Below are 11,817 nucleotides of genomic sequence, written 5' to 3' on the forward strand. Positions count from 1 at the left end.
ATCCTCATCTATGTACCAATAAAGTTTAGTTTCGGGTTTAGAGTGTGCCACTTTAAGTATTAAATTATTAACCTTACCATTAAAATCTTTAGGTAAAAAAATAGCGCTTTGCTGATGAGGATAAATAAATTCCATAGTAATAGCATTTGATTCTGAACAATCTGTTCTATAAGGAGGAAGCGTTTTATAAAAAGGGTTTTTATTTTTGAAATAATAGGCTTGTAACGGAGGAAGTACAAACCAAGGTTCGGTGTTGATATTAGAAATTGTTTCGCATGAAGAGTTTACTTGGTAACGTTCAGATTTGTCTAAATGTATCAATTTGTGAAAAGGGCAAGGTTCTGTTTTTTGTCCAGCAGTTTGAATGTACCTTACCTCAACATCATCACATATTGTTGATGCTCTGTAGCCGCTTTTTTTACAAATATTAACCTCTAGCATTTCGTCATAAGGTTTTGCAAACCAATCGCTTTTTGGTAAAATATCAAACACATCAAATAGTATAGGAGCTGCAGTTTGCACACCAACCAAACCTGGTCTACCTTCTCCATCAGCATTACCAACCCAAACTCCGACTACGTAATCTTTTGTAGTACCAATAGCCCAAGCGTCTCTAAAACCAAAACTCGTTCCTGTTTTCCATGCAATCTCTTGAGAAGAATCATAAAATTCCCAACTCTCGTCACTTTCTGGTCTATTGACTTGTTTCATACTTTCAAAAGTGAGATATATGGAAGCTGCATCAAAAACCGTTTTTTCATCGGTTAACTTTCCGAAGTCTACAATAGATTCAGAATTATAAATAGGTTGAATAAATTCATTGGTAAAATATTGACTAGAGTTCTCATTAAAATGATTTAATGTAGAAGCCATTGCTGCGTAGCTTTTGCACAAGTCCCATAAATTACTTTCTGCACCACCTAAAACCAATGATAGCCCATAATGGTTGGCATTGTATTTTAAGTCTTTTAGTTGCAGTTGTTTTAGATAATGATAAAACCGATCTAGTCCAAAATCTTGAAGCATTCGAACTGCTGGTACATTCAATGAACGCGATAAAGCTTCATTAGCATGTACAGCACCATCATAAGATTTATTGAAATTTTCAGGTTGGTAACTGCCGAATTGTGTTGGTACATCTTCCACTAAAGTATTTGGTAATAAATCACCAGCATCTAACATTGAAGCATACAAAAAGGGTTTTAAAATGCTTCCTGTGCTTCTAGGTTTATCAATAATATCTACACTTTTTTGATGTGCTTTATCTGTTGGTGAATTGCCAATGTAGACTAAAACTTCTCGCGTATGTACATCTAAAACAAGCACAGAAGCATTATAGATTTCATTTTGTTTTAATAGATTATAATGTTGTTTTACTATATGATTAGTCTGCTCTTGTAGGGCTATATTTATTGTTGTTTTTATACGTTTCCCTTTATTGTTTTTAGCAATCTTTTGAAGTAAATGTGGTGCAATTTGAGGTAGTGGATAAGGTTTTTGAGGTAGGTTCTCAGCAATAGAAAGCTCATAAGTCAACTCATCTATAGTGCCATTTTTAAATAGTTTTTTTAATAGTCGGTTGCGTTTATCTAAGAGTCGTTTTTGATTTTTTCCAGGATAAATTAAACTTGGAGCATTGGGTAAAACAGCAAGCGTTGCGCTTTCTGCCCAAGATAAGTTATTAGCACTTCGGTTAAAATATCTCCAAGATGCAGCGTCAATGCCAACCACATTACCTCCAAATGGTGCATGACTTGCATAAAGTTTTAAAATATCATCTTTAGAATGTCTAAACTCTAGACGTGTAGCTAATATAATTTCCTTAATTTTTTCTAGATAGGTTCTTGATTGTCCTTTACGAGATAATCGAATGACTTGTTGTGTAATAGTACTTCCTCCACGTTTTACCGAACCTGCATTGATGTTTTCTTTTAAGGCCTTAAAAATTGAAATAGGATTAAAACCAGGATGCTTATAAAAATATTCATCTTCAAATTGAAGAATACAGGTTTTAAATTTATGAGGAATACTATCGCTTTCGGGAAATCTCCATTGACCATCGTTAGCAATTAGTGCACCTAAAAGTTCATTGTTATTGCTTGTAATAACTGTTGCTGTAGGATCTTTGAACAATTGCTGAGGTAAACAGAGATAATATAACACAAGTAGTACAACAATCACTAAGGACTTTATCTTGTTGCGTTTTATGTAGTTTATTGGTTTCAATTTTTTAATAAATCATCATTGTTAATTACACACGTAATATTTGATGCGGCAATCTGTTTTAAAATGGTTGAATACGCTGAGATTGCTTCACTTTGTTTGCAATGACAAATGAGTTTTTTTACGGTTTTTACTCATCAGATTCCTCAGTTCGCAGGAATTCATACTCGCGCTCTACTTTGCAAATGCGAACATTATACCAATTGTACCATTGTTCTCTTCCTTTTTGTTGAGCGAATACATGTTTGGTATTAGCTTTCCAGTTTTTAATTGCTTCTATACTTTCCCAATAACTCACTGTAATACCTACACCGTTTCTTGCGCTTTCAATTCCAATAAAACCTTCTTGTTGTTTGGCTAAGAATTCCATTTTATCTGCCATTTCTGCATAGCCTTCGGTATTTTCTGTTTGTGTTGATGTAAATATTACAGCAAAGTATGGTTTAAAGTTTTTCATATTTATTTTTTAGATTCTATATCCAATCCGTTATTAAGGTTATCTGCCCAATGTATGGTATCGTTGTAATAGTTTTTACAGTTAACGATTAAACTAAAAAGTACGAAAGCAAATAACCTATTTAAATGCATAAACGAATCAACTTTTAGGTGTTTCAAATTCAATGATTTTTTCAGTGACGTTATTTTCAAAATCGGTTAAAATAACTTTAATAAACACACGGTCTGTAGATACACTAACCGGAAAATCTTTAAGGTTATCAATGGTTTTTACATAAGCTAACCAATCTTCACCACATTTATCAACCACATCGTCTTTTAAGTCCTTAGTTGCAATTTCAATAAAATTTAACCAATCCTTTTCTGTGTATGTTAAGGTTTCAAAAGTGTTTGATTTTAATTGCTTTAAAGGTTTCCATTCTGTATCGAACGTTTTCCATTCATTAGAACTACATTTTGCATCAGCACTCATAAAAGAGAAACTATTTTCATAACGTTGAAAAAGACTTACATGTTTATAATCATTATCTACTAAAACAATTTCTTTTCCTTCAGGTGAATCGTTGATGTCTACATTGATTGTGGCAACATCGTCACTTTTTAAATCATGGTTTCTCTTATAATCACTAGTAGCTAAATTTTTAATTTCAACATTTAGACTATTGAGTTTAAGACGGATTGTTCGGGCAATTTTATTTGGTGATAAATAACCATCAAATACATAGCCAATGTGGTTTCTGGTTTCTACTTTCACCCATTTTCCACTAATTCTTTCTCCAGCATCTAGTATCACTAAGTTTTTATCAGTTTCTTCTAATACACCAATTGCTTCTCCGTAGGCTAATTTTGTCAACATTTTTCCACTAACATCTGGTTGATCTCTAAGAGATAATCCGCTTTCTGCCGCTACATAAGCTTCTTCTTGTTGTGCGTTTGCTATTACTAGATTGCATACAAATACTATTGCTAAAATCATTTTTAAATTTTTCATCTTTTCTAAGTTTTAAATTGAACATTTTAGCGGCTTGTTCTCTTAGGTTTCTTGTCTTCCGGACGACAAGTAGTTTAGTTTTATTCCCGTGAAAACGGGAGTTTTTTAGTTTGGGTTTTAGACCTCACAGGTTTTTAAAACCTGTGAGATCTCCTTCAATTACTTTTCAACAGTAATCCACTGCCCTTTATTTCTCACCAAATAATCATCGTTATCGTACATGGCTTCGGCTTGTGCGCCAGGTAAATAATAGGTACCTAAATAGGAAGCATTAAGCATTACTGTAAAGGTTTTGGTGCCATAGTTTCCGCTTCTATTCATATCAAAATAGAAATTAACGCGATCATCTCTAATATCTGTATATCTGGCTTTGCTTACTGTGGTATCTCCAAAATCGGTAAAGCGTGTATTCACAATATCCCAACCAGATGGAAATATTTGTGTTAAAGCTACATCATTAACATGGTCTCTGGTTAGGTTAGAAATGCTAACCGTAGCTACAAAATCTTGTCCTTGTTTTAGTTTTCTAACATCAATTTCATTGCCTTGTAAATCTTTATAAACTGTTGAGATAGAGAAACCACGTTGCACAGCCAATTCTTCTCCAAGTTTTAATTTTCCTGAGTTTAATATGCGTACATAAACCAAATTATCTCTTCCGTTTGTAATAGATAATTGATTAGTACCATCTTTTATAGGAATTCGACGTTGTGCAATACCATTTTTTGTATCGATAGTTTCTGTTTTTCCGTTAATGGTATAAGTGAGTTTTAGATCTTTTCCACCGTTTTGTACAATGAGCTTACCAAGGGCTAATAAATTATAAGCTGTGGTTTGTGTACTCATCCACTTGTCGCTAGATAATGTTTTTGCAATGCTTTTTGCTAATTCTACTTTTTTAGGATGATTGATTAATAGCATAGTCTCTAAAGCCATAGCTCTGTTTCTGTAAACCGAACCATAAGTGTAATAGTTTGCTTCATTAGACATGAAATCTATATTTGCTGATTTAGAAATAGCTTCACTAGCTTCTTTTTGTCCTGCTAAGGCATAAGCAGCAGCTAACCTCCATTTTGCATCGTTAGAAATATCTTCAAACTCACGTAGTCTGTTCATACTTGCTAAATCTGGACTACCAGCTAAAGCTAAAGTGTACAATCTATATGCCTGAGCTAAATCACTATGATACCTTCTATAACTTGGCCTCCAATTACGAGCAGCTTGCCTTTGATAAGCCAGCCAGTTACTTTTAAAAGTTAATGGTAAAATAAAACCTTTCTTTTCAGCCTCAATCATAAAGTGTCCTGCATAACTTGTTCCCCAATCACTTGCAGTTCTTTCTCCCATCCAATAACCAAGTCCGCCATCAGGATTTTGAAAACTACCTAAACGGTTAATTCCATTTTCAATATTTTGTTGAACTTCCTTTTTCTTTTTCTCTGTTAAATCGAAAACATCTGCTAAATACAATTGCGGAAATACACTAGAGGTTGTTTGCTCTACACAGCCATGAGGATAGCGAATTAAATAAGCCATTCGTTTTGAAAAATCCATTGGAGGTAATGTTGAAAATTCTACTGTTGCCGAATTGGTTCCTGAAACGCCAAATGTTGAAAAGTCAATCGTTTTGTTTCCGTTAGCTTGTAATTCGTTATCAATAACACGTGAGGTCATTGGATTTGGATTTTCAACATCTATCTCTACTTTATAGGTTGATTTTTCTCCATTTCCTGTGGCAACGACTTCAATAGTGTTAATGCCTTTTGCTTTGGTGACATCTAATTCAAAATAAACCATTTTTTCATCGGGTTTACTAAATTGAAGCGATTGTGTTTTGTTTCCTTTTACAGTAATACCATCACTAAGGTTTAAGGAAAGATTGGCGTTCTTCACCTTACTTTCCATAGCAAAAACCGTAACAGGTAAAGTAACTTTTTCACCAGGACTCAACTTACGTGGTAGGGTTGCTAATACCATTAGAGGTTTTTTAACCTTCACTGATTTTTCTGCACTTCCATAGGCTTCGTCTGAATTGTTACCAGCAACAACCATCGTTCTTACAGCACCAACATAATTTGGCATTTTAAGTTGATGCGTTTTAGTTTGTCCTTTTTTCAATAAGAACGGTCCTAAATAGGTGACTACTGGTTTAAAACGGTTTGCTTTTTTGTTTTTCCCTTTTGCTGCACTTCCATCACCACCAATAGCAAAAACCTGATCTATACTGCCTGAATAGGCTCCAATAACAGCATCGAAAATATCCCAAGTTTTTACTCCTAAAGCTTCACGAGCATAGAAACTGTTCCATGCGTTTGGTGTTTTAAAACGCGTTAAATCTAACAAGCCTTCTTCAACTACAGCAATAGTGTAAGTCATGGATTTGTTATTTTTTTCAGAAACTTTTATTTCATAAGATTGCTCAGGCTTAATTATATCTGGCATATTGATTTGAGGTTCTAGCTTTGTGGCAGGGTTTTCTACCATCATAGGAATAACTCCATACAAACGAATTGGTAAATCATTTGATGTTATAGCATGTGGTTGTAATAATGAAACATTTATAAACACGTTTGGTGCCATCTCCGCTGTAACAGGAATATCAATCGTCGTTTCGCCAGGTTTGGTTTTTACCCATTGATGTTGTAATACCTCAGTACCGTTTTCGATACTTACTAAGGCTCTTCCTTCACTACCAGAAGGAAAAGTTAGTTTAGCTGTATCACCAACATTATAGTTTTGCTTATCGGTTGAAAAAACTAACATTTTAGCAGCTTCTTTATCTCCAGATGAAGTATTAGACCACCAATTTTTATAGAAATATGCTGTGCGACCTGTAGCATGACCACTTACAGGATCTACAATTCTAATTAAATAGCGTCCACGATCATTTTCCGGAATATTAACTTTAAAGCTTGCTTTTCCGTTAACATCAGTATCAATTGAGTATTGTTGAACAGGTCTGTGATAGCTGCTAGATACGTAAGTAGATAAGTTATCGTAAGAAGAATTCCACCACCAACGCCATTCAATTTTATAAACTTTTACTTCTAATTTTTTACGTTGTATCGGTTTGCCTTCAGCTGTAACTGTTGCAATATCGAAGGTGTGATTTTCGTCTGTATAAAATGATCTATAGTTGTTGTCTTTAGGTGATCTTAAACCAACAAAACTTTCATAAGGAGCATAAGGCATTGTAAATGCATCTAGCGAAAAGTCACCACCATTTTCAAAAGCTCTTACCAAAAATTGTGCATTCAACATACCTGGCGCATTGGTGCCAATATTTAATTCTGAATTGACTTTAGTATTTCCGTTAGCATCTAATTGTCCTTCGAACACATTGGTTTCTTCAGTATCGAAATTTTTTGTCGGATCATTGAAAACATAATTCTTGTAGCCTTTAAAACTTGTGCGCTTAGTTGTGAACTTTGCTTTTATTTCGGTTTTTAGATGTTTTGCTGATGCTCCATGTAACCAAGCCACATTCAAATCTCCTTTTAAGGATTTGTTATTGGTAAGCACATTATCTTCAAAATCAATTTTAATTTTTAATCGATTAGGCTTAACAGTTTCAATCTTTAAATTTTTAGAAAATTGAGCTCCACCAACAGACACCTTAGCATTATAGTTGCCAGTTTTATAATCTGATGCCGTAGGTACTTTAAAATCATAGAAATTATTAATGTTATCTATAGATACTTTTCTGTAAACCAGTTTGCCAACAGGATCTGTAATCTCTAATTTTACAGGATGGCGTTTTGGTAATTTATTGGCTTTATCATTAAGTACAAAAGTTAAGAACAAACTATCACCTGGTCTCCAAACTCCACGTTCTCCATAAATATAGCCTTTTAATCCACGTTGTAGCCTATTTCCAGATACATCAAACTTGCTTAGTGATAATGTATTGCCATCAAACAGTTTTACATAACTTATGTTTTTTCCTTTAGATACGATGGCAAAAGCAGCACGTTTTTTAGCGTCTAATTTTACAATACCATCTGTGTTTGTGGTAGCATTTGCTAATTCTTGTTGTTGATAATTGTACAGCGTTACTTTAGCACCAGACTCTGGATTAGTGGTTAAAATATTAGTTACTGCAAAGAAATACCTGTTGTCATTACCTTGTTTTGCAATAACACCAAGATTAGAACCAATTAGATTTAATGCAACTGTTCTATTAGGATAGTTAAAATACGAATCTTTACAAGGATTATCTCTGTCTCTATATCTGTAATTGGTATTTCTATAACGGTAAGTAAGATTGTCCCAATAACGTTCTTCTTTTAATTCTTGTTCTTCTTCAGAAATATCTTCAGAAGCATAAACATCTTCTTCGTAATAATCGTCATAGTAGTCATCGTAATAATCTTCGTTTTCATTTTCTGTGGTTTCAGAATTTGTACTACAATCATACAAAGAGTAGTCTTTTTTGTAGCTCAATTCTACTCTGTAAATAGCTCCAGGATCTGCCTGTAGATATTTAGATAAATCAATACTATATGCTTTCCATTTGCCAGGGTTTTGAGATTCATCATCTATTAAGGTAATCGTTTCTTTAGCAATACGACGTCCTACTTGTTTTATAGCATTTTCATAATTGCTATTTATATTGTTTTCTTGAAGAAATTGTAACACATTGTCTTCAAATATTTTGATGATTCTTACATCAACTTTGCTCAGGTTAACCGCTTCAAAATTGAATTTTAAATCTTTAGAGTTTGGTAGAATAGAACCGTTACTTAGCAATCTTACTTGAGGTTTTAATTCTTCGAAAGTTAAGGTTTGGGTAAACGGATTTTTAAGTTTAAAACCATCTATGTTTTTGATACCTGTAAAGACATCGACTCTAATATCGCCAACTAATTTATTGTTTGGATAAACTTTTAACACATTACCATCCACAATGTATTTCGGGTTTTTTACATTCTGAATAGCTACCAATCCTGCAAAATTCTGTTGCTTTTTTAAAGGATCTGAAAAATTGATGGATAAATACTGTTCTGGGTTTTGAATAACATTAGTCTCTACTATAGTAAAGTTGTTTTTGCCAGGAATAGTAATAAAGTTTTCTCCTTTGTTTTCTGCTTTTATGGCTTTACCATTCCATTGTACTTTTACTTTACTGTCTTCGATGTCGCGATTAATACTGTCAATTTTAAATTCGAAATATTTTGAAGGTTCAGGTACTTCTAACCATACGATATTGAGATCTTTATTATGCTGCGAAGCAGATACTAATTGTTTGGCATCTTCAAGGTTTATGACATCAGCAGAATGCAGCATACCTTGAACATATTGCCATTCTTTGCTATATGATTGAAGGTTGTTTGTTGTAATATTAAAACTTGGTTTAATGGTTTTAAACTGAAAAGTGTAGTATTCAAACTCATTAGGAATGTTAGGGTAAATGTCGTTTAGTTTTACTGTAACCGTATATTCTGTATTAGCTTCTAAAGCTTCGTCTGGTGTAAATAAAAGCGTGTGTTTATTCAGTGCTTTTAATGTTCCTTGCATATAAGGATGAGTTTTCACTAATTTACTATCAACTTCTTGCTCTGCTTCCCAGCCTTTTACCTCTTCAGCTAAATTAATTTTAATTGATTCCGTAACAGATACACGTCCTGAAGTTGTATAACTAATGTAGTCTCTATATTTAAAAATATTATCTGTTTCTGCTGGCTTTTTTTTGCATGATACTACGATTGCGATGAGTGCTAAAAAGGCAAGGTACTTTTGAATCTGCATAGTTGTTGATGGTTTAAGAGTGAAACTTGGACTTAAATAAGAAAGGTAGGCGCTTTCTTGTTAAATAAGTACGCCAAATTTTATTCCTTTAGATTTTTGGGTGTTGTTAAAATGTTCTTAAATGTTAAGAAATGTCACTTTTGTAGATGTTACATTGAGAACATTTGAGGGTTATATTCAATAATAATTACTTTTCATAAATCCCAATTATTAGTTCACCCTTGTCGTTCATTGTAGCTCTATACATTCCAGAAGTATTAAACTCTGCAACCATATTTCCGTTTTTGTCAACTGCTACAACACCACCATCACCACCTAAATCTTCGACTTTATTTAAAACTATTTTTGCAGCTTCTTTTAGACTTAAGTCTTTATAATCCATTAATGCAGAAATATCATGAGCAACTTGGGTTCTAATAAAATATTCGCCCCAACCTGTACTAGAAACTGCACATGTTGCATTATTAGCATAAGTACCAGAACCAATTATTGGAGAATCGCCTATTCTTCCCCAACGCTTATTGGTCATGCCACCAGTTGAGGTTCCTGCTGCAAGGTTTCCGTTTTTGTCTAGTGCTGCACAACCAACTGTTCCAAATTTCGAATTTTTTATTTCAGCATCAAAAAAGTTAATGGAAGTCGATTCCATATCTATTTTCTTTTCATTTCGTGCCTGTTTTTCTTTTACTCTTTTCAATGATTCTAATCTGCTTTCTAAGAAAAAATAGTTTGGGTCTACAATTTCTAAACCTTGTTCAGCTGCAAAAGTTTCAGCTCCATTACCAGATAACATTACATGAGGAGAGTTTTCCATAACAGCTCTAGCTAGATTTATTGGGTTTTTTACTGTTTTTGTTCCTGCGGAAGCACCAGCATTTAAGGTTTTTCCGTCCATGATTGAAGCGTCCATTTCATTGGTTTCATCATGAGTGAAAACAGCACCTTTACCAGCATTAAAAAGTGATGAGTTTTCCATTACATTAATGGTTTTTTGAACAGCATCAATACTGTTTCCACCATTTTTTAAAATATCATAACCAACTCTAATAGCTTCTTCTAACTTGGCTTTGTAAGCAGCTTCTTTTTCTGGTGTCATGTTCTTTTTTAGAATGGTACCAGCACCACCATGAATAATAATAGCAAATTCTTGTTTTTTAGTAGCCGTTTCTGGTTTTTCTTTAATGGGTTTGGTAGCATTATTACAAGCGAGAAATAAGAATGATAAAGCAAAAAATAGAACGAATTTTTTCATTAGGAATGTGATTAGTGTTTTAGCGTTTTAAAGATAGGTTTTTTAAGAATTATTTCTGAATAAGAAACGACAAGAAATTAGTATCTTCGCGACAAATTAATTGTAAAACAAAAAATAACTATATATGGAAGCAGTTGCAACTGATTTCGGAATTCAAGAAGCACTTAAACAATTAGGGCTTAAAGAAGTAAATGATGGAAGCTCTACAGGTTCTGAGTGGTTTTCTAATGGTGAATTAATTGAATCTTACTCTCCAGTAGATGGAAAATTAATTGGTTCGGTTAAAGGGTCTACAAGAGAAGATTATGATCGTGTTATGGAAAGCGCAACTGCAGCTTTTAAAACTTGGAGAGATGTTCCTGCACCACAACGTGGAGAGATTGTTCGTCAATTTGGTAACAAATTAAGAGATTTAAAAGAGCCATTAGGTAAGTTAGTATCTTACGAAATGGGGAAATCACTTCAAGAAGGTTATGGTGAGGTTCAAGAGATGATCGATATCTGTGACTTTGCTGTTGGTTTATCTAGACAGTTAAACGGACAAACGATTCCTTCTGAGCGCCCTGGTCACGTTATGAGAGAGCAATGGCACCCAATTGGAGTTGTTGGAATCATTTCTGCATTCAACTTCCCAGTTGCTGTATGGTCTTGGAACACAGCTTTAGCATGGATTTGTGGTGATGTTTGTGTTTGGAAAGCATCTGAAAAAGCGCCTTTATGTTCTGTAGCTTGTCAAAATATTATTGCTGATATTTTAAAAGAAAACAACTTACCAGAAGGTATTTCTTGTATCGTTAATGGTGATTATAAAGTTGGAGAATACATGACAACTGATGCTCGTATTCCTTTAGTATCTGCAACAGGATCTACAAGAATGGGACGTATTGTTGGTAAAACAGTAGCAGAGCGTTTTGGTAAATCATTATTAGAATTAGGTGGAAACAATGCGATAATCATTACACCTTCTGCAGATCTTAAGGTTGTAGTGCCTGGAGCTGTATTTGGAGCTGTTGGAACTTGTGGACAACGTTGTACTTCTACACGTCGTCTAATCATTCACGAATCGGTTTATGATAAAGTAAGAGATGCTATTGTTGGTGCTTATGGACAATTAACAATTGGAAATCCATTAGATGAAAAGAATCAT

6 protein-coding genes are annotated in these 11,817 nt (G+C 33.8%); 1 reads left to right on the forward strand and 5 read right to left on the reverse strand.

Translation table 11 applies throughout. The features are described from left to right. From pbpC to N4A42_RS03185, 5 genes are all read right to left on the reverse strand, one after another. Positions 1-2,226: penicillin-binding protein 1C (gene pbpC, locus N4A42_RS03165; RefSeq protein WP_294069761.1), on the reverse strand; the 2,226-nt coding region annotated here is incomplete at its 3' end. Between the two features lie 127 nt (positions 2,227-2,353). Beyond that, positions 2,354-2,680, reverse strand: a complete 327-nt coding sequence (locus tag N4A42_RS03170; RefSeq protein ID WP_294069764.1) for an antibiotic biosynthesis monooxygenase — start codon at positions 2,678-2,680, stop codon at positions 2,354-2,356. Between the two features lie 138 nt (positions 2,681-2,818). Further along, entirely contained in the window at positions 2,819-3,670 is an 852-nt protein-coding gene (locus N4A42_RS03175) for an SH3 domain-containing protein (protein WP_294069767.1), read from the reverse strand. Positions 3,671-3,829: 159 nt separating this feature from the next. After that, positions 3,830-9,418, reverse strand: a complete 5,589-nt coding sequence (locus N4A42_RS03180) for an MG2 domain-containing protein (protein ID WP_294069770.1) — start codon at positions 9,416-9,418, stop codon at positions 3,830-3,832. Positions 9,419-9,605: 187 nt separating this feature from the next. Continuing rightward, positions 9,606-10,670 carry an isoaspartyl peptidase/L-asparaginase family protein gene (locus N4A42_RS03185; RefSeq protein WP_294069773.1) on the reverse strand — a complete coding sequence of 355 codons (1,065 nt, stop codon included), beginning with the start codon at positions 10,668-10,670 and terminating at the stop codon, positions 9,606-9,608. A gap of 124 nt (positions 10,671-10,794) precedes the next feature. Between N4A42_RS03185 and N4A42_RS03190 the strand changes: the two genes are divergently transcribed. Beyond that, on the forward strand, positions 10,795-11,817 hold a 1,023-nt coding region (locus N4A42_RS03190), incomplete at its 3' end, for an aldehyde dehydrogenase family protein (protein ID WP_294069776.1).

The organism is Winogradskyella sp., from assembly GCF_025210595.1.
In the GTDB taxonomy this organism is placed as follows: domain Bacteria; phylum Bacteroidota; class Bacteroidia; order Flavobacteriales; family Flavobacteriaceae; genus Winogradskyella.